General features: G+C 61.0%; 21 protein-coding genes and 1 tRNA gene. 10 read left to right on the plus strand and 12 right to left on the minus strand.

Annotation, left to right across the window (positions count from 1 at the left end; translation table 11 throughout):
* The first annotated feature begins 72 nt into the window (after positions 1–72).
* Entirely contained in the window at positions 73–1,518 is a 1,446-nt protein-coding gene (locus ABI546_RS21390) for a DEAD/DEAH box helicase (RefSeq protein ID WP_348050032.1), read from the plus strand.
* A gap of 200 nt (positions 1,519–1,718) precedes the next feature.
* Entirely contained in the window at positions 1,719–2,627 is a 909-nt protein-coding gene (locus ABI546_RS21395) for a YihY/virulence factor BrkB family protein (protein WP_348050099.1), read from the plus strand.
* A gap of 47 nt (positions 2,628–2,674) precedes the next feature.
* Here ABI546_RS21395 and ABI546_RS21400 read toward each other — a convergent pair whose 3' ends face one another.
* The gene (locus tag ABI546_RS21400) at positions 2,675–3,532 is read right to left on the minus strand and encodes a symmetrical bis(5'-nucleosyl)-tetraphosphatase (protein WP_348050034.1); all 858 of its coding nucleotides are present in this window, start codon (positions 3,530–3,532) and stop codon (positions 2,675–2,677) included.
* 23 nt (positions 3,533–3,555) lie between these two features.
* On the opposite strand from ABI546_RS21400, the gene ABI546_RS21405 reads away from it, so the two are divergent.
* Together ABI546_RS21405 and ABI546_RS21410 are read left to right on the plus strand one after the other, a co-directional pair.
* Positions 3,556–4,893 (plus strand): hemolysin family protein, encoded by a 1,338-nt coding sequence (locus ABI546_RS21405; RefSeq protein ID WP_348050036.1) that lies wholly within the window; start codon positions 3,556–3,558, stop codon positions 4,891–4,893.
* A 174-nt stretch (positions 4,894–5,067) separates the two neighbouring features.
* Positions 5,068–5,907, plus strand: a complete 840-nt coding sequence (locus ABI546_RS21410; protein WP_348050038.1) for a DUF2726 domain-containing protein — start codon at positions 5,068–5,070, stop codon at positions 5,905–5,907.
* A 47-nt stretch (positions 5,908–5,954) separates the two neighbouring features.
* Here the strand turns inward: ABI546_RS21410 and ABI546_RS21415 are convergent, their stop codons facing one another.
* The 8 genes from ABI546_RS21415 to ABI546_RS21450 all read right to left on the minus strand — a co-directional run bounded on the left by ABI546_RS21415 (position 5,955) and on the right by ABI546_RS21450 (position 16,457).
* Entirely contained in the window at positions 5,955–6,851 is an 897-nt protein-coding gene (locus tag ABI546_RS21415) for a transporter substrate-binding domain-containing protein (protein ID WP_348050040.1), read from the minus strand.
* 193 nt (positions 6,852–7,044) lie between these two features.
* Positions 7,045–9,135: a tetratricopeptide repeat protein gene (locus ABI546_RS21420; protein WP_348050042.1), complete on the minus strand. Its 2,091-nt coding sequence runs from the start codon at positions 9,133–9,135 to the stop codon at positions 7,045–7,047.
* 311 nt (positions 9,136–9,446) lie between these two features.
* Positions 9,447–9,522: transfer RNA gene (locus ABI546_RS21425), tRNA-Thr, on the minus strand.
* 23 nt (positions 9,523–9,545) lie between these two features.
* Positions 9,546–10,553 (minus strand): class 1 fructose-bisphosphatase, encoded by a 1,008-nt coding sequence (locus tag ABI546_RS21430; protein WP_348050044.1) that lies wholly within the window; start codon positions 10,551–10,553, stop codon positions 9,546–9,548.
* A gap of 33 nt (positions 10,554–10,586) precedes the next feature.
* A complete protein-coding gene (locus ABI546_RS21435) occupies positions 10,587–11,471 on the minus strand; it encodes a tetratricopeptide repeat protein (protein ID WP_348050046.1) in 885 nt (294 codons plus the stop codon).
* Positions 11,440–14,187, minus strand: coding sequence for an aminopeptidase N (gene pepN, locus ABI546_RS21440; protein WP_348050048.1), 2,748 nt, complete (start codon positions 14,185–14,187; stop codon positions 11,440–11,442). The genes ABI546_RS21435 and pepN overlap by 32 nt, the downstream gene beginning before the upstream one ends.
* Before the next feature lie 65 nt (positions 14,188–14,252).
* Positions 14,253–15,357 (minus strand): peptide chain release factor 2 gene (prfB, locus tag ABI546_RS21445; RefSeq protein WP_348050050.1). Its coding sequence is split into 2 segments (ribosomal slippage): positions 14,253–15,275 and positions 15,277–15,357, totalling 1,104 coding nucleotides; the frame shifts between segments, so codons are not numbered across the junction.
* Between the two features lie 74 nt (positions 15,358–15,431).
* Positions 15,432–16,457 carry an alpha/beta hydrolase gene (locus tag ABI546_RS21450; RefSeq protein WP_348050052.1) on the minus strand — a complete coding sequence of 342 codons (1,026 nt, stop codon included), beginning with the start codon at positions 16,455–16,457 and terminating at the stop codon, positions 15,432–15,434.
* Positions 16,458–16,466: 9 nt separating this feature from the next.
* On the opposite strand from ABI546_RS21450, the gene ABI546_RS21455 reads away from it, so the two are divergent.
* Positions 16,467–18,281: an AMP-binding protein gene (locus ABI546_RS21455; protein WP_348050100.1), complete on the plus strand. Its 1,815-nt coding sequence runs from the start codon at positions 16,467–16,469 to the stop codon at positions 18,279–18,281.
* 146 nt (positions 18,282–18,427) lie between these two features.
* Here the strand turns inward: ABI546_RS21455 and ABI546_RS21460 are convergent, their stop codons facing one another.
* Positions 18,428–19,093, minus strand: a complete 666-nt coding sequence (locus ABI546_RS21460; protein ID WP_348050054.1) for an OmpA family protein — start codon at positions 19,091–19,093, stop codon at positions 18,428–18,430.
* A gap of 262 nt (positions 19,094–19,355) precedes the next feature.
* Here ABI546_RS21460 and ABI546_RS21465 point away from each other — a divergent pair, with 262 nt between their 5' ends.
* The 3 genes from ABI546_RS21465 (at position 19,356) to plsY (ending at position 21,707) form a co-directional block, all read left to right on the plus strand.
* Positions 19,356–20,417 carry an aldo/keto reductase gene (locus ABI546_RS21465; protein WP_348050056.1) on the plus strand — a complete coding sequence of 354 codons (1,062 nt, stop codon included), beginning with the start codon at positions 19,356–19,358 and terminating at the stop codon, positions 20,415–20,417.
* A gap of 103 nt (positions 20,418–20,520) precedes the next feature.
* Positions 20,521–21,033, plus strand: coding sequence for an aminoacyl-tRNA deacylase (locus ABI546_RS21470; protein ID WP_348050058.1), 513 nt, complete (start codon positions 20,521–20,523; stop codon positions 21,031–21,033).
* 35 nt (positions 21,034–21,068) lie between these two features.
* Positions 21,069–21,707 carry a glycerol-3-phosphate 1-O-acyltransferase PlsY gene (gene plsY / locus ABI546_RS21475; protein WP_348050060.1) on the plus strand — a complete coding sequence of 213 codons (639 nt, stop codon included), beginning with the start codon at positions 21,069–21,071 and terminating at the stop codon, positions 21,705–21,707.
* A gap of 7 nt (positions 21,708–21,714) precedes the next feature.
* On the opposite strand, the gene ABI546_RS21480 is transcribed toward plsY, so the two are convergent.
* Positions 21,715–22,377, minus strand: coding sequence for a retropepsin-like aspartic protease (locus ABI546_RS21480; protein ID WP_348050102.1), 663 nt, complete (start codon positions 22,375–22,377; stop codon positions 21,715–21,717).
* Positions 22,378–22,570: 193 nt separating this feature from the next.
* Positions 22,571–23,056 carry a YajQ family cyclic di-GMP-binding protein gene (locus ABI546_RS21485; RefSeq protein ID WP_348050062.1) on the minus strand — a complete coding sequence of 162 codons (486 nt, stop codon included), beginning with the start codon at positions 23,054–23,056 and terminating at the stop codon, positions 22,571–22,573.
* A 45-nt stretch (positions 23,057–23,101) separates the two neighbouring features.
* On the opposite strand from ABI546_RS21485, the gene murB reads away from it, so the two are divergent.
* Positions 23,102–24,166, plus strand: a complete 1,065-nt coding sequence (murB, locus tag ABI546_RS21490) for a UDP-N-acetylmuramate dehydrogenase (RefSeq protein ID WP_348050064.1) — start codon at positions 23,102–23,104, stop codon at positions 24,164–24,166.
* Positions 24,167–24,256: 90 nt separating this feature from the next.
* Positions 24,257–25,033, plus strand: a complete 777-nt coding sequence (locus ABI546_RS21495; RefSeq protein WP_348050066.1) for a hypothetical protein — start codon at positions 24,257–24,259, stop codon at positions 25,031–25,033.
* Positions 25,034–25,222: the final 189 nt, after the last annotated feature.

Here is a 25,222-nt window from a genome sequence, read left to right on the forward strand (position 1 = left end):
GCGCCGGCCCGCAACTTTCGGTCCGCGCGCCCTTCGCAAGACAACCCGCAGAGTGACCGCCAAGTTTCCTTTATGACATCCTCTTTTTCCAATCTTTCGCTGGCAGAACCGCTGGCCCGCGCCGTCGCCGAAATGGGCTACGAAACCATGACACCGATCCAGGAACAGGCCATCCCGGTCGTCCTGCAAGGCAAAGACGTCATGGGCGCCGCACAAACCGGTACCGGCAAGACCGCTGCTTTTGCGCTGCCGCTGCTGCAGCGCATGATGAAGCACGAGAACGCCTCGACCTCGCCGGCCCGCCACCCTGTGCGTGCGCTGGTGCTGCTGCCCACGCGGGAACTCGCCGTGCAGGTCGCCGAGCAGGTCAAGCTGTATGCCAAGTACACCAACCTGAACAGCGCTGTCGTTTTCGGCGGCATGGACATGAAGCCGCAGACCGCCGAACTCAAAAAAGGCGTCGAAGTGCTGGTGGCCACGCCAGGTCGCCTCCTGGACCATATCGAGGCCAAAAACGCGGTGCTCAACCAGGTCGAGTACGTGGTGCTCGACGAGGCCGACCGCATGCTGGACATCGGCTTCCTGCCCGACCTGCAGCGCATCCTGAGCTACCTGCCCAAGCAGCGCATCACCTTGCTGTTCTCGGCCACTTTCTCGCCCGAAATCAAACGCCTGGCGTCCAGCTACCTGCAGGACCCGGTCACCATCGAAGTGGCACGCTCCAACGCCACGGCATCCACGGTGGAACAGCATTTCTACAGCGTGGGCGCCGACGACAAGCGCCGCGCCCTGCACCAAATCCTGAAGCAGCGCGGCATGAAGCAGGCCTTTGTGTTCGTCAACAGCAAGCTGGGTTGCGCCCGGCTGGCGCGGTCGCTGGAGCGCGAAGGGCTCAAAACCACTGCACTGCACGGCGACAAGAGCCAGGACGAGCGCCTGAAAGCACTTGAGGCCTTCAAGAAGGGCGAAGTCGACCTGCTGGTCTGTACCGACGTGGCGGCCCGCGGCCTGGACATCAAGGACGTGCCGGCGGTGTTCAACTTCGATGTGCCTTTCAACGCCGAAGACTACGTGCACCGCATCGGTCGTACCGGCCGCGCTGGCGCATCAGGCCTGGCCGTGAGTTTTGTGGCCGGCAGCGACCAGCGCCTGGTCGCCGACATTGAAAAGCTGATCAAGACCAAAATCGAACTCGAACCCATCGAATTCGAGGAAGACCAGCCGCGTATCAGCGAGCAAGGCCGCATCAACGATGGCCGCCGCATGTACCGCGAAAGTGAAGAGGGCGGCCCTGCGCGTGAAGCTCGCCAGCCGAGGGAGCGCCGCGAATACACGCCGCATCGCCAGCCGGCGGCACCGCGTGATCCGTTTTTTGACCAACCCTACGAGTCAACCGCTGCGCCCGATGCCCAGCCTGCTTGGGAAGCTGCCGCCAAGGCCGCTCCCGCACGCAGCAGTGTGTCGGCCAACATCAAGCCCAAGAAAAAAATCGCCGCGCTGTTCAAGACGGCAGGCTAGGCGGGACGGACGCGACGCGCGGTGGCGGAGCCAGGAACAGGCCCTCGCGTAGCTGCCTTCGTTTTCGGTTCCTTCTTCGGTTCTTCTTTGCATTCGTCGGTTCACGCCTACGGTCGCTGAAGCGACCGTCCGGCGGGGTTGTGGCCACAGGGCTTTATGCTTTGGCGATGATGGAGACACCTACCCCATGCAGTCAGGCCATGCCGGCCTCTGCGCTGGCTTTTCTTCAGCAGCTTTTCAGGCCGTTTTACCGGCCTTTGTGGCAGGCTGTTGACCACTGGATTGAAGCGGGCGGCATGCGCATGAGCGCAGCCATGTCGTTCTACGGCATTCTCAGCCTGGCACCTCTGCTGGTGTTGCTCGTGGCGGTGCTCGGCTGGTGGCTGGACCGGCGCTACATTGAGGTCAGCCTGGTCGATCAGATCCGCAGCGTCATTGGTGCGCAGGGCGCTCAGGTTGTGCAGCAGGCGCTGTCCAGCGCCCAGGCGCCTTCTGAAGGCATTACCGCTTCTCTTTTTGCTTTCGCTCTGCTGCTGTCCGGCGCGACGGGGGTGTTTGCCGAGTTGCAGGACGCCTTCGAGCGGCTGTGGCGGCAAGGCAGCGGCGAAGCGCCGCAGCAGCGCTGGTGGCACGGCGCTTCCTTGCGCCTGCGCGGGGTGGCGTACATACTTGCCTTCGGTTTTTTGTTGCTGGTGTCGCTGGCGATCTCGACTTTTCTCAGTCTGCTGTCGGGCTGGGCGGGCGGCTATTTACCGGTTGAAAAGATCGCCTGGATTCTCAATGAAGTGATTTCTTTCGGGTTCTGCGTGGCCCTGTTTGTGTCGCTCATGAAAATGAGTGTGGGCCCCAAGCCCGGCATGCGGTATTTGGTGTGGGGCTCTGCCGTCGGCGCTGTCCTGTTTGCGGTGGGCAAGCACCTGATGGCTTTTTATCTGTCGACGGCTGCGGTGGTTTCGGCTTACGGCGCAGCGGGCTCGCTCGTGGTCATCCTGATGTGGATTTACTTTTCATCAGCCGTGTTGTTGTTGTCGGCCAGCATGGCCCGCGCCTGGGCGGACGACGCTGCACAACAGGCATCGATCTCAAGTACCCGGCCGGCCGCCTTCTAGCTCTGTCAACGCGTGAGCGCTTGACGGTTAGCCAAGGGATCGGCGGATCAAGGGGTTTTTCCGGGCTTTCTGGCTTGTTCGCACTGCACGGCAATGAGTTCAAACTCCCCGGCCTTGGCGCCCAGCCTGGCGGCCGTCAGGCAACCACCCCATACGCACCCTGTGTCCAGCGGCAAGGCGTTGTGGCGCAAATGAGGCGCAGCGTTGTCGCTGCTGGCCAGCGTGGACCAATGGCCGAATGCGATCGGCGTCGCCGCAGTGCCGCGGCGGGGCACGTCAAACCATGGCATGTGTCCTGGCGGCGCGCTGCCCGCGCCTTCCGTACTGCTGAACTCCATCACGCCCTCGGGTGTGCAAAACCGCAGACGCGTGAGCGCGTTCACGATCACGCGCAAGCGGTCGGCGCCGTGCAGACGGTCGTGCCATTGCGCCGGAGTGTTGCCATACATGTCACTTAAAAAGCCCTTCAGATCGGGGCCGCGCAGCGCTTGTTCCACCTCGCCTGCCAAGGCCAGGGTGCGTGCCACAGACCATTGCGGCAAGACGCCGGCATGCACCATGAGCCAGCCATGGCGGTGAATGGCCATGGCGCGGTGCCGTAGCCAGTCCAGCAGCGTGTGGCTGTCTTTGGCATCGAGGACGTCCTGCACCGTGTCGCTGCGGCCGGGTTTTCGCACACCTTGCCACAGCGCCAGCAAATGCAGGTCGTGATTGCCCAGCAGGCATTGCGCGGCATCACCCAGCGCTGACAGGCTACGCAGCACTTCCAGCGAGCCGGGTCCGCGATTGACGAGATCGCCGAGGATGTAGACGGTGTCCCGGCTGGGTGAGAAATCGATCTTGTCCAGCAGCCGCTGAAAAGGTGCGTGGCAACCCTGCAGGTCGCCGATCAAGTAAAGTGACATGTGTTTATTTTGCGCCAGGCCTTATGGACTTCTTGCTGATTGCTTTTTTGACATTGCTTAATGGCGTGTTTGCCATGTCGGAAATGGCGCTGGCCTCCAGCCGCAAGGCGCGGCTGACTGCCATGGGCGAGTCCGGCGACAAGGGCGCGCAAGCGGCGCTGGGTCTGCTCGACAACCCCACGCAGTTTCTCTCCTCGGTGCAGGTCGGTATCACCTCCATCGGTATGCTTAACGGCATCATCGGCGAGGCAGCTTTCAGCAGCGGCCTGGCCGCCTGGATACAAAGCTTTGGCGCGCCGCCGCGCGCCTCCGAGATCACCGCCACCGCGTTGGTGGTGACGGTCATCACGTTTATCACCATCGTGTTTGGCGAGCTGGTGCCCAAACGCATTGGCCAGCTCTACCCTGAAACAGTGGCACGCCTGGTTTCGCGCCCGATGATGTGGGTGGCGACCGGGGCCAAGCCCTTTGTCAAGCTGCTGTCCATCAGCACGCTGGCCGTGCTCAAACTGCTTCGCATTGACAACAGCGCGGGCCGGGCGGTGACTGAAGAGGAAATCGCTGCCAGTCTGGAAGAGGGCGTAGACGCCGGCCTGATCGAAGAACACGAGCATCAGATGGTGCAGAACGTTTTTTTGCTTGACGACCGCCTGCTCACTTCACTGATGCTTCCGCGCTCCGACATCGAATGGCTGGATGCCTCCGACACCATCGCCCAGGCCATCGACAAGGCAGGCGCCACCGGGCATTCCTGGTACCCCGTGTGCCGCGGCAGCCTGGACGACGTCGTAGGCGTGGTCAATGTCGCCAAACTGCTGGCCTTGCGCGGGCAGATCCAGCCCTCACCGCCCTCGCTAGGTGCCGCTGCGGTGCCTTCGGTCACCGACCGCATCGGCGCGTATGCGGTGCCAGCGGTGTTTGTTCCTGAAACGCTCACGGGCATGGAGTTGCTGGAGCAGTTCCGGGCTCGCTCCACCCGCATTGTGTTTGTGGTGGATGAATACGGCGTTGTGCAGGGCCTGATGACGCCGATGGACATGCTCGAAGCCATTACCGGCGAGCTGCAGCCCGGCGCCCAAATCGATGCATGGGCCACCGAAAGGGAGGACGGCAGCTGGCTCATCGACGGCGTGATGCCGGTTTCCGAGCTCAAGGCGCGGCTGGACATCAAGGAACTCCCCGAAGAAGGCAGGGGCCGCTACAACACGGTGGCGGGCCTGCTTCAAAGCGTGTCGGGCCGCTTGCTGAAAACAGCAGAGCGCGTGGAGTGCGCCGGATGGCGTTTTGAAGTCCTTGACCTGGATGGCAAGCGGATAGACAAAGTTCTGGCGAGCCCTCTTCCGGAAGCGCTTGAAATGTAAATTTTGTTACATATCGGAAGTGGCGGTTTGACGGAAATTTCCATCATTGCTCGCTTTCCTTAGGTAAATCAGTACTTTAGTCTCGAACATGAGACGCCTTCACAACACCTATAGAGGTAAATAGTTGTAACTTGACCTTGCTGTGTTTAAACTCAAAAAAAGTGAAGGCACCTCATGGTTGATGTTTTTGTGCTGGCGCTCACGGTGACAGCACTGTTCGCGATGGTCCTGGGAGCGGCCTGCCACCGTGGCTGGCTGGCTCGGGCTGCGCGTGAGAAAAGGCGTATGCCCGCGCAGTGGCATCTTCAGTCCAGGTCGCTGTTGGTCGAAGCAGAGCAAGACGTCTGGCATTGGCTGCAACGGGCTTTCTTTGACCACCATGTGCTGGTCAAAGTTCCTGTGATCCGCTTCGTGTCGCCACGGTCAGAGGCTGAAGGGCAACGCTCTTTTGAATTGTTGAAAACGCTGTATTGCACTTTCACCGTGTGCGCTGCGGATGGCACCGTCATTGGCTGCCTGGATGTTCCCGGTGAGCGTGGACTCAAAGCCAGCAACCGGGACCTCAAGCGCAAGCTGTTTGAGGAGTGCGGCATTGCCTACGCTGTCGTACGCGCCGGCAACCTGCCGTCTCTTGCAGATGTGCGCGCGGCATTTCTGGGTGAAATCGACTTGTCCGACGACGAGCACGCCGTGCTGGGCCAACCGCCGCTGGCATTGCCTGTGGAGCGGGAATCCGACGACCTGGCCACCGTGCCCGATACCATGCGTTCGGCAAATGGGACCTTGCTGGAAGAGGCGCCAAAAATCGACGTCACGGACATCGCTGCAGCCCGCAACAGCCTGCGGGCCAAGCTGGAGCGAAACCGAAAAATACGGTTCACCAATTTCGACCCGCTCAGTACCGGCTCGGGCATCGTTCACGACGATGCGGACCACAATTTCGTGGTGCAGTGGGAAGACTCCTTCATCATGCCCGAGGAACTTCAGCCGCAAGGCGGCAGCACCCACGCCTAGACCGAGTGGGTGGCAGCCAGCGGATGGTGCTCTGGAGGTGATGCCGGTCAGTCGGCTTTTGCGGTGTCGAAGAGCGTTTTCATTTCGGCGGGCATGGCGGCCATCAGAGGCTTCCCACCGGCTTTTTGCGGCTTCAAAAACCATTGCTCGTAAGAGCCTTGTGTTGCGCCACTTTTCATGGACTCCTTGATAGCCGCATTGACAAGCGTGCCCATGGCTTCATCGCCCTTGCGGTAACCGATCGCGATGGTTTCTACCGACAGGCGCTCCGGCAGAATCTGGTAGTCCGAGGCATTGGGAAGTGCGGCCAGTTGTGCAGCCAGCAGTGCGCCGTCACGGGCGTAGCCGGCGACCCAGCCGAGCTGCAGCTGTCCAAGTGCCGCATCCGGATTCACGGCCTTGGCGATTTTCCACTTCACGGCATGTGGCTTCGCATACTGATCCAGCGCCGGTCCTGCAGTGCTGCCGCCAATGCTGACAATACTTTTCCCGTGGAGCTGCTCGAGTTTGCTGATCTTGTCTTTGCTGCGGACTGCCACCTGAATGGCATCGATAAAGACCGGGGTGGAAAATGCCATGCGAGTACGGCGCTCTGGTGTGTCGGTCACGTTCTCACATAGCAAGTCCACGCTGCCCTCGGAGATCAGGCGCAGGCGCGCGTCCACTTCGGTTTCAATATATTTGACGGGCAGGTTCTTGTTGCCAATTGCGGTACGCAGCCGCTCGATGACGGGTTTGCAGATTTCAATGCTGTAGCCGGCTGGCGCGCCGGGAGCCTGGTGAAAAGAGAAAGGTGCCGCAAGTGAGCGGTAGCCCACATTGATCTGTCCACGGCTTTTGATCTTTTCCAGGGTGGCCTGGGCATGTGCCCACTGCGGCAGGATCAACAGGGCTGCAATGGCAGGCAGCGGCATCCAGAAACGTCGAAGCATCGATGTATCCATCAGGAATCCCCTCGTTGTTGGATTCTGATTCTTGGGTAAATGACTCAAATAAGCAAACTGCGAAGAGAGCGGCGACTTCCCTATGTAGACCAAGGTACTCATTGCCAGGCATGCCTCAGGTCAAAATGATTAAGGACGCGTAAGCATGACAGTTGCGACTGTTGGCTTTGCGCCAAGCCTTGGAAGCGAGAGACTACGGCTTGATATTGATAGAGTCAGGCGGGAGATCGCTCTGATACCGCTCGTACATCACTGCATAGGCCGCCTCGATATGCCTCACGAACAACGGCGTGTCGAACAGCGGCGTTGTCAATTTGTTATGCGCCAGCTTTTCCTTGATCTGTGCCAACCGTTGCGGGCTTGTTGCCAACGCTATTGCACAAGCCTCATAGGCGGCCATGTCTGGAGCGATCAGCTCGCTGAGGCCTATTCCATACAACAAGCTTGCGGCGACACGGCTCGCGAAAGATTCACCCATGCACGTCAGCACCGGTAATCCGGCCCACAGCGCATCACTGGCCGTTGTATGGGCGTTGTAGGGTAACGTGTCCAGAAACAGGTCAGCCGAACGGTGCCGCGCAAGGTGTTCGGCGGATGGCAGCCGTTTTGCGAATATCAGCCGCTCCGGTGCGATACCTCTTTGCAGTGCCTCCCGGATCAAGTTGCTGCTTGCGGTGGGATTGTCTTCGAGCAGCCAAAGCACGCTGCCTTCCACCGCTTTCAATATGCGCATCCAGCAATCAAAAGTAGGGGGTGTGATCTTGAAGCTGTTGTTGAAGCAGCAAAAGACGAAGCCGGCGTCCGGCAAACCCAGCTCTTTGCGGTTGAAAGTCCTGTCTGCCACAGGACGCTTTCGATCGTTTGCCTGATAGCTGTTGGGTAAATAGACAATCTTTTCGCTGTATTGCGATTGGCTGTGTTCTGGAATGACGGTTTTGTCCGCGATCAGGTAGTCCATGAAATCGGCGCTCATCGTTCCCGGATAAGCCAGATAATTGACCTGGACAGGCGCAGCTCTCAGGCTGAAGATGCCTGGCCGGCTTCCGAGTGTGAAACCGCTGAGGTCAATCGCAATATCTATCTCGAGATCTCTTGCAAGCTGGACAACAGCTTCGTCAGACTGAAGCCGCACATCAAAAAATCGGTTGAACGCTGCCGAAACTCTCTTCCTCATCATGTCGTTTTTATCGGGGCCAAATGAGAAGGCATACAGCTCAAACCGCTCTCGATCATGACTCTCAAACAACTCCGCCATTAAATGCATGGTTGCGTGATCGTGATAGTCGGCAGAAAAATATCCGATCCTGATTTTTTTGTGCGGCGGGCGCTTGGGGATGGGGCTGACAACCGCTGAGTCGGGGCTTTTGTCCTTGGCCCAAATAGCCGCAGCCTTGCGCTGCAGGGCTAAATCCGCAGTGAATCCCAAAGTTCCGAACGGTATCGCCACTTTTTTGCCGTCTTCGATTCCCTGGAAAACGCCTTCCAAATCGCCTGCCAGTGAACGCCAGTCACAAATCTTCATTTTGGTGTGCAACAAAGAGCCCATGACAAAGTCCGCACTGGGGTCGAGTTCGATACATCGTTGATAGCAATCGGCTGCGTTCTTGTAGCGCTTAATCTCATCCAGGGTGATTCCCAAATTGAGCCAGGCATCCGATAGATTGGGTGCGAGATCAATTGCTTTGTTGTAAGAGGACTCTGCGTCCTCAAACTGTCGCAGCCCATTCAACGCAACTCCCAAATTCATCCACGCTTCGGGCAATTCGGGCGCAAGAGCGGTTGCTTTTCGGCAGGCAATCTCTGCGGCCGCATAATTTTTTCGTTCACTCAATACCCCGCCCAGATTGGTATAGGCGGGCGCCAGATCCGGGTTCAGTGCAATTGCCGTGGTGAAGCAAGCCTCTGCGTCTTCCCGGCGTTTTTGTCTTGTCCGGAGTTTGCCCATGTTGGAGTGTGCAAAGGCGTAGTCGGGAGCCAAGACCAAAGCCTGCACCAGGCATTTTTCTGCCTCACCGTATGCACCAAGTTCGGTCAGCTGAAGACCGATGCTGTTTTGTGCATCCGCCGAATTTAGGGTTCGAACCCTGGCCTTTTCAAGCGCATCGACGGCTTCGGCTGTTTTCCCCATTCCACCGAAGGCCGTTCCCAAGTGATACCAGGCCTCCGGCAAGTCAGCGGCGAGCTGCAAGCTCCGTTGGCACCATTCGGCAGCGGCGACGTATTCCCCGCGAGCATTAGCGGCGCTGGCATTGTTGACGTAGTGAGAAAGAAGCTGTTCCAGCATTTGACTTTGAATCCCTTAGGGATTTCTATCTTCTCACGCCCGGCGCGTGCCAGAAATGGCGGAGGTGCGATTTAGGTGCGGCAGCGCTCCTCAAGCTCAGTGCGACTTAACCGCCGCTGGGCCGTGGTGCCCTTGCTGAACAGGTTGCCGCCGGACACCGAAGTCCCGCGCTGCCGATGAGCCCGCTCAGGGAGAGCTTGGGGTAAAACTCGGCGGTGGACGCACCGATGCGCGCGTTCGAATAGGCGCTCGCCGGCTACAGATCGACCACGTGAAAAAGCCCCTGTTCCTTGCGAAACAGGGGCTTCAATTGGTGCCGGAGAGATGAATCGAACACCCGACCTTCTCATTACGAATGAGCTGCTCTACCGACTGAGCTACACCGGCTTATTTTGAAATACAGCCCGTGATTATAGCCCGGAGTGATAGGAGGTCGCCCTTTCGACCTCGTTTTTGGAGCCGAGGATCACGCTGACGCGCTCGTGCAGCTTGCCGGGGACGATGTCCAGGATGCGTTGCTTGCCGTTGGTGGATGCGCCGCCGGCTTGCTCGACGAGCCAGCTCATGGGGTTGGCTTCGTACATCAGGCGCAGCTTGCCGGCCTTTTCTGGCTCGCGTTTGTCCCAGGGATACAGAAAAATGCCGCCGCGGCAAAGGATGCGGTGCACATCGCCCACCATGGAGGCGATCCAGCGGGTGTTGAAGTCCTTGCCCAGTGGGCCTTCCTGGCCCTGCAGGCATTCGTCGATGTAGCGCTTGACCGGGGCGTCCCAGTGGCGCATGTTGCTCATGTTGATGGCGAACTCTTTGGTGTCGGCCGGAATCCTCACGTCTTCCTCGATCAGGAAGAAGGAACCCTGCTCGCGGTCCAGCGTGAACATGGCGACGCCGTCTCCCACCGTCAAAACGAGCGTGGTCTGCGCGCCATAGATGCAATACCCCGCCGCGACCTGCTTGTTGCCGGGTTGCAGGAAATCTTTTTCTTCGACGCCGGTCTGTGCTTCCGGCTTTTTCAGTACGCTGAAGATGGTGCCGATGCTGCCGTTGATGTCGATGTTGCTGGAGCCGTCGAGTGGGTCAAACAGCAGCAGGTATTCGCCCTGGGGGTAGCGGTTGGGCACCACATAGATGCTGTCCATTTCTTCCGACGCCATGGCCGCCAGGTGGCCGCCCCATTCGTTGGCCTCGATCAGCACCTCGTTGGCGATGATGTCGAGCTTTTTTTGTACTTCGCCCTGCACGTTCTCGCTGCCGGCTGTGCCCAGAACGCCGCCGAGCGCGCCCTTGTTGACGGCCTGGCTGATGCTTTTGCAGGCGCGGGCCACCACTTCAAGCAGCAGGCGCAGCTGGGAGGGGATGTGCCCGTCCATGCGCTGCTTTTCGACCAGGTAGCGGGTAAGAGATATGCGGGAGCTCATAGGTGTGTGTCCTTTGGCGGGTGATTTTAAGAATTACTGCGGCTGTTCGCGTTCGGCCAGCTCGGCCAGGGTGGCCTCTGCTTCTTCGATCAGGTCTTCGTCGCCGCTGGCCTGGGCGATAGCCACGCGTTGCTGGAACAGGGTGTGGGCAAGGGCGCCATTGCCGCTCTCGTGCGCCAGCACGCCCTGCTGAAACAGGGTGTCGAGCACGATGCCGTCGTCTTTCAGGGCCTGCCCCAGTGCCAGGCGCTGCTGCAGGTAGCGTTGTGCCTGGGCGTGATCGTCCAGTTCGTAGGCGTTCTGCGCGAGGTTGTTGATAAGGCCCGAAAGGCGCGCGTCCGTTTCGGAGCTGAAAGCTGCGAGCGCATCCGCCAACAATTGCTGGTTTTGCGCCAGTGCCTCGGCAAAGCGCCCTGCTTCGTGCAAGGCATAGCCGATCTCTTCGCGGATGCCCAGTTTCTGGTCGATGCTCAGCGTGGCGCCTTCGTGGTCTGCCCATTGGGCGGCCTGACGCAGGTGTTCGATGGCGCTGTCGTAGTCTTCGGCCCGCAGAGCCGATTTGCCGATAGCGTAATGTTGTTCGTAGCGATCTGAAGGGCCAAGCTTTCCAGGTGCTGTGCGAATGGCCAGGGCACGCAGCCCCAAGGGAAGGCCTTCGTCGTCCATCTGGCGCTTGCCGTAGACGACGAACTGAAGCCACAACAGTTCGGCCAGCTCCGTGGACTCGGCGCCAAAGCCTTCAGCCAGCGGCCGCAGTGCTGCCAGGTCTTCGGACATGGTCGAGCCGCTGAACATGGCGTCCGCGTCGTACACGGTTTCGCGCAGCGGGTTGAAGCGCTGGGCGAACTGTTCGGCGGGTGTGGCGGCCTTGGGCGCCGCCGTCCGGTCAGTCAGCCAGCGCGCGAGAGACCACTTCATGCGTGTCCTTGCTCAGGTCGGTCTTGGCAGCAATGCGGGCAATGGCCTCGCGCGCGGCGCTGCGGTAGGGCTCGGCCAGCTTGCTCCAGCGGTCCAGGGCGCGTGCCAGGCGGGCTGCCACTTGCGGGTTGATGGCGTCGAGTTCCATCACGCGGTCGCTCCAGAACACGTAGCCGGCGGCATCGGCGCGGTGGAAAGCCGCCGGGTTGCCTTGGCAAAAAGTGCTGACCACGCTGCGGGCGCGGTTGGGGTTGCGCAAGCTGAAGTCGGCGTGTTTCATGAGTTGCTTCACCGCGGGCAGGATGTTGCCGCCGCGGTCAGGCGCACCGACCTGCAGGCCGAACCATTTGTCGATGACCAGCGCTTCGTTCTTGAACATGGCATGGAACAGCGCCAGTGCCTCCGCAGCCAGCGCATGGCCGCTGGAGACCAGGGCAGCCAGCGCGTTGAAGCGATCGGTCATGTTGCCGGCATCCTTGAAGCGCTGCAGCGTCTTGCCGGGCCAGGCCGCATCACCGGTGCTTTGCGCGGCCAGGCACAGGTGGGTCAGCGCCATGCCCGCAAGCGCGCGGCGGCCGCTGGAGACGGGGTCAGGCGTGTAGGCACCGGTGTCGTGATTGGCCTCATAGATGGCCTCCCAGTCGGCTGCGAGCACCGTGGCCAGTTGCAGGCGCATGGCTTCGCGCACCGCGTGGATGCGCTGCGGGTCCACCACATCAAGCTGCTCGGCCAGGTAGGTTTCGGATGGCAGCGTCAGCACCAGCTCCTTGAATGCCGAATCGAGCGAAGGGTGGTGCAGCACCTGGCGCATCGCGTCCAGATAAGCATCATCCAGCACTGCAGACGTTACGGGGCCTGCGCCAGCAGCTATGGATTTGATAGCGCGATTGACCGCCAGGCGTTGGCCGGCTTCCCAGCGATTGAAGGGGTCGCTGTCATGCGCCAGCAGGTGCAGCAGCTGGGCGTCGGTGTAATCAAACTCCAGCACCACAGGGGCAGTGAAGCCGCGCAGGATGGAGGGGACGGGCTCGGCATCGATGTTGACGAAGGTCAGCGTTTCGGTGGGTTGCGTCAGCACTACGGTGCGGGTGCGGGCCGGCGCCTGGCTTTCACCAGCCAGCTGCAGCGGCAAGTCCTGTCCGTCCGCGCCCAGCAGGCCCAGGCCGACTGGAATGACAAACGGCTCCTTGACAGCTTGCCCTGCCGTCGGCATGCAGCTTTGCGACAGCGCGAGTGTGTACGTGCGCGCAGCGGCGTCATATGCGCCGTGTGCGCGCACGCGCGGCGTGCCGGCCTGGCTATACCAGCGCTTGAACTGCGGCAGCAAGCGCGCCAGGTCCGACATCGGATTGGCGTCGGCAATCGCTTGTGCGAAATCGTCGCAGGTGACGGCGTGGCCGTCGTGCCGCTCAAAGTAGAGCGTCATGCCGCGGGCAAAGCCATCGCGGCCCAAAGGATCGGACTCTGCATTGCTGCAGAGGGTCTGCATCATGCGGACCACTTCAGCGCCTTTTTCGTAAATGGTGACGGTGTAGAAGTTGCTGATCTCGACATAGCTGTCCGGTCGCACCGGGTGGGCCATGGGGCCGGCGTCCTCAGGAAACTGGGCGGTGCGCAGCACGCGCACGTCTTCAATGCGCTTGACGGCGCGGGCCGATGCCTCGCCACACAGGTCCTGTGAAAACTCCTGGTCGCGGAACACGGTGAGGCCTTCCTTGAGGCTCAGCTGGAACCAGTCGCGGCAAGTGACGCGGTTGCCCGTCCAGTTGTGGAAGTACTCGTGGCCGACCACGCTTTCGATGTTCGAAAAATCAACGTCAGTCGCGGTGGCCTGGTTGGCCAGCACGTACTTGGTGTTGAAGATGTTCAGGCCCTTGTTTTCCATCGCGCCCATGTTGAAGTCGCTGGTGGCGACGATCATGAAACGCTCCAGGTCTAGCGGCAGGCCGAAGCGGGCTTCGTCCCAGGCGACCGAATGCATCAGCGAGGTCATCGCGTGTTCGGTTTTGTCCAGGTCACCGGGGCGCACATAAACCTGCAGCGTGTGCTGTTTGCCGGCACGCGACGTAATGCGCTGTTCGCGGCTGACCAGCTGGCCGGCCACCAGAGCAAACAGGTAGCTCGGCTTTTTGTGCGGGTCTACCCACTTGGCGAAGTGGCGTGCGCCGTTGGGTCCGGGCTCCAGCGGGCCCTGGCTCACCAGGTTGCCATTGGACAGCAGCACGGGGTACTGTGCCTTGTCGGCGCGCAGCGTGACGGTGTAGCTGGCCATCACATCCGGGCGGTCCAGGAAGTAGGTGATGCGCCGGAAGCCTTCGGCCTCGCACTGCGTGAAGAAGGAGTCGTTGCTGACGTACAGGCCCATCAGCTTGGTGTTCTTGGCGGGGCAGGTGGTGGTGAAAATTTCGAGCTCGAAAGGCGCGGTGCCTTCGGGCAGGTTCTCCAGCACCAGCTGGTTGCCTTCCATCTTGAACGAGGTGCCCTGGCCGTTGACCAGCACGCGCGAGAGGTTGAGCTCTTCGCCGTCCAGCTTCAGGGGTTGGGCCGGCACGTCCGGGTTGCGGCGCAGGCTCATCTTGTTGAGCACGCGCGTTTTTTGCGGGTCCAGGTCAAAGCACAGCTCGACCGTGTCTATCCAGTAAGCGGGCGCGACGTAGTCGGCGCGGTTGATGACCACCGCGGTGCCGGGGCTAGCTCCATCAAGCATTTGCAGCATGGGTAATTCCTGAAAAACGTCTGAACATGGTTAAAACTTTTGCGGGTGCAGCGGAAAGCCTTCCGTTACACGCCTTGCTTGAGCGAGGCCTCAATGAACACGTCAAGGTCTCCATCCAGCACTTTCTGGGTGGCGGAGACTTCGACATTGGTGCGCAAGTCCTTGATGCGGCTGTTGTCCAGCACGTAGCTGCGGATCTGGTGGCCCCAGCCCACGTCGGTCTTGGTGTCTTCCAGTTTTTGCTGGGCTTCCTGTTGCTTCCTCAGCTCGAAGTCATACAGGCGCGAGCGCAGGCGTTTCCACGCCACGTCGCGGTTGCTGTGCTGGCTGCGGCCGTCCTGGCACTGCACCACGATGCCGGTCGGGATGTGCGTCAGGCGCACGGCCGAGTCGGTCTTGTTGATGTGCTGGCCGCCGGCGCCGCTGGCGCGGAAGGTGTCCGTGCGCACGTCCGACGGGTTGATCTCGATCTCGATGGAGTCGTCGATCTCGGGATAGACAAACACCGAGGCGAACGAGGTGTGGCGCCCGCCCGATGAGTCAAACGGCGATTTGCGCACCAGGCGGTGCACGCCGGTTTCGGTACGCAGCAGGCCAAAGGCGTATTCGCCCTCGATCTTGATGGTCGCCCCCTTGATACCGGCGGTGTCTCCCGGGGATTCATCTTCGACCGTGGTCTTGAAACCCTTGCGCTCGGCGTACTTGAGGTACTGGCGCAGCAGCATGCTGGCCCAGTCGCAGGCTTCGGTGCCGCCGGCGCCGGCCTGGATGTCCAGGAAGCAGGGCAGCGGATCGGCCGGGTTGTTGAACATCCGGCGGAATTCCATCTTCTCGACTTCACCGGCCACCTTGGCAGCTTCGCCTTCAATGGTCTGCATGCCGGCTTCGTCGCCTTCGGCCTTGGACATCTCGAAGAGTTCGGTGTTGTCGGCCAGCTCGGAGCTCAGGCGGTCAATCACATGGACGACGTCTTCCAGCGATTTCTTTTCCTTGCCGAGCTCTTGCGCGCGCTTGGGGTTGTCCCAGACTTTCGGGTCTTCCAGTGCGGCGTTGACTTCGTTCAGTTTTCGTTCTTTGGCAGGGTAGTCAAAGATACCCCCGAAGCTCGTTGACCCGGTTGCTGAGGTCCACGAGCTGGTTGCTGATGAGGTTGATGCGTTCTGCGTCCATGATGGTGCTGTCCTGAAATGATGGTGGCCGCAACAGGCGGCGTAACCCGTCATTTTCTCATGACGCAGGGGCTTTCAGCCGAGAAAGCCCTCAATCAGTGTTGCCAGCTGTTCGGGCTGGTCGTGGTGCAGCATATGACCGGCATCCTGTATGACAGCGACACGGGCCTCGCGCACCTGCTGCAACCGTTCGTGGTACTCGGCCAGCGAGTATTTTCCCTTCCACCACTGCGACAGGGAATCGTCGGACGCCTCAACAGCCAGCACCGGGGCGCTGATGCAACGGTAAATTTCCAGGGCTTCGTCAACCCGGTAAAGCTGCGCGCTGGTGATTTTGTGGGCAGCCTCGCCCAAAATCTCCCATCTTCCCTCGGCATTCGGCCTGGCCCAATGGCTGGCCAGCCAGTCGGCCTTGTCGGCTGACAGGCGCGGGTTGGTTCTCATCAGGCGGCGGGCTACGCCGGACACATCGGCATACGCTTTGAGCGCGAGCTCGCCCCGGTGCAGGCTTTTGAGCTCGTTCATCCATTGGGCGTAGCGCGCAGGCGCCTGCTCAGGCCGGGTGGGCGGCAGGCCGAAGCCCTCCAGGTTGACCAGCTGGCGAATGCGTTCAGGCCGCACGCCGGCGTACAGCATGGCCACGTTGCCGCCCATGCTGTGGCCGACCAGGTCAACGGGTTTTTCGCCCGCGTAGTGGTCGAGCAAAAAATCAAGGTCAGCCAGGTAATCGGCGAACCAGTAGTTGTCAGCAGGGCTGCCCGCCGGACCCGAGCCCGTTTCCCCGAAACCGCGCCAGTCCGGCGCGATGATGGTCCGTCCACTGACGAAGGCGTCCGACAGCGCGTCGACCATGAACTGGTAGGAGGCCGCGACGTCCATCCAGCCGTGAACCAGGACAAGTGGCACCCCCACGCTCTCCACTGCGTGTACCTCCGGTGATTCGCTGCCCCTTTGCCCGAAAGGAGGGGCTGGCCTTGCTTGGGGCGGTCCGGCGCTGGCGGCCGTGGCGTCGGTCTTGGGTGTTTGCCAGATGCGCACGTGGTAGCTGAGCCCGCGTATAGGGACAAACTCGCTGCGCGATGATCGTTTTTCTTTGTACATTGGATGCCAATGATAAGGAGACATGCATTGAAGCGCAGTCAAAGCAGCGACAAACCCGACGGCAGCGGGAAACCCTCGGAAGGCGGGCCGGTTGACCTGTATGCGGCGCTTCATGCCTGCTTTCGCTGGCAACTCAACACGCATTTCAACATTGCCGAGGTGTGCTGCAGCCGCTGGGCCAGGGCAGAAGGCGCTGCGCCGGGCGCTATAAAAAGAATAGCTGTTCGCGCTCATCAGCCGGGCGCTGCAACCATTTTTTATACCTATTCACAGCTGCAGAAAGAGGCCGATGCGCTGAGCCATGTGCTGGCGCAGCAGGGCGTACAGCGCGGTGACCGCGTCGCCATCGTGATGCCGCAGCGGTTTGAAACGGCGGTGGCCTATATGGCGGTGTTCCAGATGGGCGCCGTGGCCATGCCGCTGTCCATGCTGTTCGGCCCCGAGGCGCTGGAATACCGCCTGCAAGACAGCGATGCGGTGCTCGCCATTTGCGACGAAAGCTCCATTGACAGCCTGAACACGGTGCGCGGCCGGTGCCCGGCGCTGCGCACGGTGCTTGCCGCTGGCGCCGCCCGGGGCAAGGGCGACCTGGACTACGAGCGTGAATGCGCGCTTGCGGCGCAACGCGGTGCGTTCACTGCCGTCCAAACCAAAGCCGAAGAGGGCGCCATCCTGATCTACACCAGTGGCACTACGGGCCCCCCCAAAGGCGCACTGCTGCCGCATCGCGCGCTGGTCGGCAACCTGCCGGGCTTTATTTGCAGCCAGAACTGGTTCGGCTTTGACGGCAAGGCGAACAAAAAATCCGACGCGGTGTTCTGGTCGCCGGCGGACTGGGCGTGGACAGGCGGCCTGATGGATGCCTTGTTGCCGAGCCTGTATTTTGGCCGGCCCATCGTCGCCTTCAACGGTCGCTTCAGCCCGGAGCTCGCGTTCACGCTGATGGCAGAGCAGGGCGTGACGCACACATTTTTGTTTCCGACGGCGCTCAAAGCCATGATGAAGGCCTACCCCAAACCGAAGCAGCATTTCAGGCTCAAGCTCGAAGCCATGATGAGCGCTGGCGAGGCGGTGGGTGACGCAGTATTTGACTACTGCCAGAAGCAGCTCGGCGTAACCGTCAACGAGATGTTCGGCCAGACCGAGATCAATTATGTGGTCGGCAACTGCAGTCGCTTCTGGCCGGCCAGGCCGGGCAGCATGGGCAAAGGCTATCCGGGCCATCGCGTGGCGGTGATTGATGACGAAGGCAACGAATGCGCGGTGGGGGTGCCGGGCGATGTGTCGGTCAACCGCTACGACATCAATGGCGACCCCGACCCGATCTTCTTTCTGGGCTACTGGAAAAAAGAGTCGGCTACCCGCGGCAAGTTCACCGGCAACTGGTGCCGTACCGGCGACCTGGCGCGCCGGGACGCCGAAGGTTACCTCTGGTACGAAGGCCGCGCCGACGATGTGTTCAAGGCGGCCGGCTACCGCATCGGCCCCGGCGAAATCGAAAACTGCCTCGTCAAGCACGCAGCGGTCGCCAACGCTGCCGTAGTACCAAAACCAGACCGCGAGCGCGGCGCGGTGGTCAAAGCCTACGTGGTGCTTGCTCCTGATTTGATAGCTTCTCGCGCCCGTCATCCGGGCGGTACAGCCCGTTTTGATGATGGACTCACCGCCACGCTGCAAGCCCACGTCAAAACCATGCTGGCGCCGTACGAGTACCCCAAAGAGATCGAATTCATCGACGCGCTGCCGATGACGACCACTGGCAAGGTGCAACGGCGTGTGCTTCGGCTGCAAGAAGAAGAGCGCTTCAAGAAATCTGCAGGCTGACAATCAAGCACCCATGAAAAAGCACCCGAAGGTGCTTTTTCATGGGCCAGCAGGGGCCGGGAGCTGGCTTTGCCAGTCCCAAGGCGCCTGTCCCCTGCAAGGGGAAAGGACGCTACACGCAGTGAGCGTCAATAGGGGTGTGCCAGTTACCTACCAGCAACCTGCTCAGCCACGTAGATTTCGACGCGGCGATTCTTGTCGCGGCCGGCCTGTGTGTTGTTGTCGGCAACAGGCTCGCGCGAACCGCGGCCGTCCGTCACGATGCGCGTACGTGCCACGCCGCGGCTGACCAGGTAGTCGCGGGCCGAGTCGGCACGGTCGATGGACAGCGGGTTGTTGATGGCATCGGAGCCGGTGTTGTCTGTGTGGCCGATGATGGTCACCGTCGTCACCGGGTTCTGGTTCAGGCTGGTGGCGAACTGATTCAGGATGGGCGCGAAGTTGGACTTGATGGCGGAACGGCCCACATCAAAAGAAACGTCACTGGGGATGTCGAGCTTCAGGCGGTTGTCGGTGGTTTGGCTGACGGCCACACCGGTGCCGACCGTTGCTTGTTCCATGGCTGCTTTCTGGTCCTGCATTTTCTTGGACCAGATGTAGCCGCCGCCGGCACCTACCGCACCGCCCAATACGGCACCTGTGGCTGCGCCCTTGGAGCCGCCCGTGGCCGCGCCCAAAACGGCACCTGCTACGGCGCCAATGCCGGCACCCTTGGCGGTGCCTTGCTGCGTTTCGCTCATGTTGGCGCAGCCAGAAATGGTCAATGCAGCCAGCGCTGCACAAGTAATGGATGTGATGGTCAGTTTGTTCATGAAATGCTCCTCGGAAAGTGAATGTAGATATTGATTTAGATATGGGAATGACGAAGAACGTTTGTCGGTCTCAATTCAAATCAGCTGCGCTTAAAACGCGGGTGTGTGAATACTAGGCAGGCAAAAGGTGAGCAGTTGTAAGACAAGGGCGCGAGTTGGACACTCTGCAGGCCGCTTTCGAAGCCCTTAAACTAGCCGTTCCGTGAATTCCGCGCAGCGCTCTTGGCCGCACGGTGCCTCTTAAACCCAACGTGATTTCTCCATGAATAAAGTTCAACTCGGCTCCAGCGACCTTCAGGTAACGCCCATTTGCCTGGGCACCATGACATTTGGTGAGCAGGTGGACGAAGCGACGTCGCACGCCATCCTCGACCGTTCCCTCGAGCGCGGTGTCAACTTCCTGGACACGGCTGAGATGTATTCCGTGCCGGCCCGTGCAGAGACCTGCGGCTCGACCGAGACCATCATGGGCAACTGGTTTGCGAAAAATCCTTCGGCCCGCAACAAGCTGGTGCTTGCCACCAAGGTTGCCGGCCCTTCGCGCGGCATGCCATGGGTGCGCGAAGGCGGCGGCATGACGGCCGCCGACATCCTGGCCTCATGCGATGCCAGCCTGAAGCGGCTGAAAACCGATGTCATCGACCTCTACCAGATCCATTGGCCTGAGCGCCATGTGCCGGCTTTCGGCGCGCTGTATTACACCCCCGCACAGGAGCGCTCGGTCACATCGATCCACGAGCAACTCGAAGCGCTCGGCAAACTCGTGAAAGCCGGCAAGGTGCGTTTCATCGGGCTCTCCAATGAAACCCCCTATGGTGTGCACGAGTTCGTGCGCCTGGCTGAACAGCACAAGCTGCCGCGCGTGGCCACCGTACAGAACCCGTATTGCCTGATTAACCGCACAGTGGAAAACGGCCTGGACGAAACCATGCACCGCCTGGGCGTGTCACTGCTGGCTTATTCACCTCTGGGTTTCGGCTTGCTGACGGGCAAGTACGACGAGTCGGGCACCGAAGGCCCGGCTGCGCCCAAAGACGCACGCATCAGCAAATTTGAGTCCGTACGCAAGCAGCGCTGGGGCCGGCCCGAGGCGCTGGCCGCCGCGCGGCGCTACAACGCGCTGGCACGTGACCACAAACTGACGCCCACGCAGCTGGCACTGGCGTTCTGCTACACCAAGTGGCAGGTCGCGAGCACCATCATCGGTGTGACCTCGGTCGCGCAGCTGGATGAAGATCTGGACGCCTGGGGCACCAAGCTCTCTGCTGAAGTGCTGGCCGAGATCGACAAAATCCGCTGGGAGCTGCGGGACCCCGCGCTCTAGAAATGGCTCTCCCCCGAAGCGCCTGCGGCGCTGCCCCCCAGGGGGCGCCCGCTGCGGCCCGGCAAAGCCGGTTCCGCGCCGGCACTTGGACGGAAGTACAGCGATGAGCAAGAAAGACCACGTCAGCGAAACACCGGCCACCGCCTTGCTGAGGGCCAGCAAAGTCGCGTTCACCGAACACCCCTACGAGTACCTCGAGCATGGCGGCGCCCAGCACAGCGCCGAGGTGCTGGGCTTTGACCCCTTCACCGTTATCAAGACGCTGGTCATGCAGGACCAGGATGCCAAACCTTTGTTGGTGCTGATGCACGGCAACCGCAAGGTGTCGACAAAAAACCTGGCGCGGCAGATCGGCGCCAAGTCGGTTGAGCCGTGCAAACCCGAGGTCGCCAACCGCCACAGCGGGTATCTCGTCGGCGGCACATCGCCTTTCGGCACGCGCAAGGCAATGCCCGTGTACATCGAGGAAAGCGTGCTGGCCCTGCCTCACATTGCCATCAACGGCGGCCGCCGAGGCTATCTGATTGGTATTGACCCGCAGGTTTGTGTCACCTTGCTGGGTGCAAAATCAGTGAACTGTGCACTGAACATGGACAACGCAACGGGCCACGGCTGAATGCCGCTGGCCACCACATAACAAGGGAGAGAAATTTGGACTACGCGTATTCAATCGGCGCGACGCTGCTGGCCTACCTGCTCGGCTCGCTGTCGTTTGCCGTCATCGTCAGCCGCGTGATGGGGCTGAGTGATCCTCGCAGCTACGGCAGCAAGAACCCCGGCGCCACCAACGTGCTGCGTTCCGGCAGCAAGGCCGCGGCGGCAATCACGTTACTGCTGGACGGCCTCAAGGGGTGGCTGCCGGTGGTGCTCGTCAAATGGTTTGGCGGCGACTACGGTCTGGGCGAGGGCACCATGGCAGCCGTTGGGTTGGCGGCCTTTCTGGGTCACCTCTATCCGGTGTTTTTCCAGTTCAAGGGCGGCAAAGGTGTAGCCACAGCGGCAGGGGTGTTGCTGGGCGTCAGCTGGGTGCTGGGCCTGGCCACGCTGGCGACCTGGGTGATCGTGGCCTTTTTCTCGCGCTATTCCTCACTCGCGTCGCTGGTGGCTGCGGTTTTTGCGCCGCTGTATTACCTGTTTGGCGACCGCGCCGCCTGGTATGTCGACAAGAGCCTGCTGGCCGCCATGGTCGTCATCAGTGCGCTGTTGATTTATCGGCACCGCGAAAACATCAACAAGCTGATCAAGGGCACCGAGTCCCGGCTGGGCGGCTCGAAAACTGCTCCCAAGTAGGCCCAGCCTAGTAGCGCTTGTCCAGCGTCATCAGGTTGTTGTCGCGCTTCATCTGAAAGCGCGACAGGAAGCTGTTGCCGAGAAGCAGAAAAGGCATGGGCTGCGGAATGACGACGGCATCCACGTCAAATACTTCAACGTCGCCTACCCGCACGGAGTTGAGCTTGACGCGGTAACCCGTGGTGGTGCCATTGGCCGTGGACATGCGCACAGGCTGGCCGTTTTTGTAATCAAGGCCGGCCCGGTCGGCGTCGGCAACGCTCATGGCAATGCTGGTTGCACCCGTGTCGACCATGAATTGCACGGCTTTCCCATTGATCTGGCCGGCCGTCATGAAATGGCCGCCGCCGCTTTCGGTGATGGTGATTCGCGTGCCCCTGCCGGCTGAAGCGGTGCTGCCGCCGGAGTTCACCGGTGCGTCGCCCACCCGCAAGGTGTGGCGCTTGCCGGCTTGCTCGATCACCGCCTGGTCGCTGGTAGTGGAAATAATCTTCACGCCCTGATGCGTTTCACCCGGCGCCACGCTTTTCGGTGCACTGCCGTTAACCACCAGCAACGCCTTGGTGCCCATCATGCCCGCCAGTGCGACCGACTGCACTTCGGACTGGGCTTGCGCCCTGCCGTGAAGCAGTGCCGCCACGAGCAGTACAGCGTACCCGGCAAGCGCCATGGCGCGTTTCGGTGCCGGGCCGCCCCAAGCCGAAACAGCCCCATTTCCGCTGGAAAGGGGCAGCGAACCGCCGAAGGCACATGCAATGGCAAGCGTGGGGGTCATACGTTTCGGCGCCGGGCCGCCCCAAGCCGAAACAGCCCCCTCGGGGGGCAGCGAAGCACATGGAGTGGCAAGCGTGGGGGTCATATTTTTAATCCCGGCGGTTGTCAAAACTCAGCGGAAAGTCCTTCATCTCCGAGAGGATCAGCGCCATGGCGGCCTGCAGGTCGTCGCGCTTGGCGCCCGTGACGCGGACTTTTTCTTCCTGGATGGCAGCCTGCACCTTGAGTTTGCTGGCCTTGATGGCGGCCTGGATCTTCTTGGCGGTTTCGGTGTCGATGCCATTGCGGACCTTGTTGGTCTGCTTGACCTTGTCGCCGCCGATTTTCTCGATCTTGCCGGTGTCCAGAAAGCGCACATCAACGCCTGCCTTGGCGAGCTTGGAGCGCAGGATGTCATTGATCTGATCGATCTGGAAGTCGCCGTCGCCGACGAGGATGATGTCCTTGTCCTTCAGCTCGATGGAGGCCGAGGTGCCCTTGAAGTCAAAGCGGTTGCCGACTTCCTTGGAGGTGTTTTCCACGGCGTTTTTGACCTTGACCAGATCGGCTTCAAGAACGGTGTCGAAAGAGGGCATGGTGCAAGTCTTTTTTACGGAGGATGGGGTGAGACAATCACTCGGATGTTAGTCGAGAAAAACGTTCCGCTCCAGCATTCCAACAGCTTTGGCATCGTCGCCAAGGCGCTTGCCCTGATCCGTGTTGCAAACGAGGCGGATATTGCCGCCACGTTGCAGGATCCCGCCCTGAAAGCCGCCGCCAAGTTTGTGCTGGGCGGCGGAAGCAATATCGTGCTGACCGGCGACGTCAAACCGTTGGTGCTCAAGGTCGAAATCATGGGCAAACGGCTGGTCCGGGAAGACGCCAAAGCCTGGGTTATTGAGGCGGGCGCCGGGGAGAACTGGCACGAGTTTGTCACCTGGACCTTGCAGAACGGCTTCCCGGGGCTGGAAAACCTGGCATTAATCCCCGGTACGGTCGGTGCGTCGCCCGTGCAGAACATCGGCGCTTATGGGGTGGAGCTGCAGGATCGCTTCGAATCGCTGGACGCCATCGACCTCACGACAGGCTTGCCATTTACCCTGAATGCCGCGCAATGTGCGTTTGGCTACCGGGATTCGGTGTTCAAACACAGCAGCACGGCGGCCAGCCCGGCTGCCCACGGTTTTGGCCTGGAAGGCAAGGCCTTGATCACGCGGGTGCGCTTTGCCCTTCCCAAGGCCTGGAAGCCGGTGCTGGGTTACGCCGACATTGATAAGAAAATCGCGCAGTCGGGCGTCCAGCTACCCGATGCGCAGCAAATGTACGACTGGATCTGCGAGATCCGCAAAGCCAAGCTGCCCGATCCGCAGGTGATTGGCAACGCCGGCAGTTTTTTTAAAAACCCGACCGTCTCGCCTGAGCAATGCGCCGACATCATTCAACGGGAGCCCAAAATCGTTCATTACCACCTGGCCGACGGTACGGTCAAACTGGCGGCCGGCTGGCTGATTGATGCCTGCGGCTGGAAAGGCAAGACCATCGGCAATGCCGGCGTGTATGAAAAACAGGCGCTGGTGCTGGTGAACCGCGGCGGCACGGACGACCCGGTCACGGGCGGGGAAGTGATGACCCTGGCCAAAGCCATCCAGACCAGCGTGTATGAGCGCTTCGGCATATTGCTGGAGCCAGAACCGGTGGTGGTTTAAGTCATGGCGCGGCTGGGCAAGGTTTATACAGGGCCTCGGGTTTCATTCTGGCGCCGGCTGGCGTTGCAGCATTCACGTTCAGGCGCCGTCGTGTTGGCACTCACCTGGGTCTGCCTGGTACTGGGTTCGATATTGGCAGGCTGGCGCCGGCCGGAGGGGGCGCTGGCGGTGATTTTTTTCGCGGCCTTCCTGATGTTCCTTGTCTCCAAATGGGCTGGCTGGGAGCGCAGCCGTCTGGTGCGTGAAGCACCGCTGCCGCAGTTCCTGCGGCAGAAATTACTGGCCAGCTATCCGCAACTGAGCCTCAGGGATGCCGAGCTGGTCGAGCGCGGGTTGCGGCAGTTCTTCATTGCCTGCCAGCGCAGCAACAAACGCTTCGTCGCCATGCCCTCGCAGGTCGTCGACAGCATGTGGCATGAATTCATCCTGCACACCTCGGCCTACCGCCAATGGTGCGACCTGGTGATCGGCCGATTTATCGACCATGTGCCGGCCGAGGTGCTGGGCCGCAACAAGTCGACCAATGACGGCCTGCGCCGTGCCTGGTTCTGGGCCTGCCGCGACGAGTCGATCAACCCCAAAAAGCCCAGCCGGTTGCCGCTGCTGTTCGCGCTGGATGCCAAGTTTGCGATTGCAGGCGGGTTTGTGTACCTGGCCGATTGCAAAGGCGTGCGCCGTGACGATGGGCAGGCGCACACCTATTGCGGCGAAAGCTTTTCCGACGGCGGTTACAGCGGCGATGCCGACGGGTTTGGCGGCAGCGACTCTTCGTCCTCGAACAGCGACGGCTCCAGCAGCGGAGGTTCGGATGGCAGCAGCGGGTGCGGCTCCAGTTGCGGCTCGGGTTGCGGCGGCGGGGGCGATTAGCTGGCTGCCACCACGTATGGGCGCCGTCCAGAAGTAAAACAGCCACCTGGGGGTAGCTTGCGCTATCTTTTTAATAGCTGCTTGCGCACGTCAAACGCGGGCTCCCGGCACTTTTATACCTGAAGTATGGTTTTCGGAGCCTCCGGAACGGCTTTTTTGGCCGTTTTTATGCCCGATCAAGCCAAAGCG

The sequence above is a fragment of the Polaromonas sp. genome (assembly GCF_039932935.1).
Lineage (GTDB): Bacteria > Pseudomonadota > Gammaproteobacteria > Burkholderiales > Burkholderiaceae_C > Polaromonas.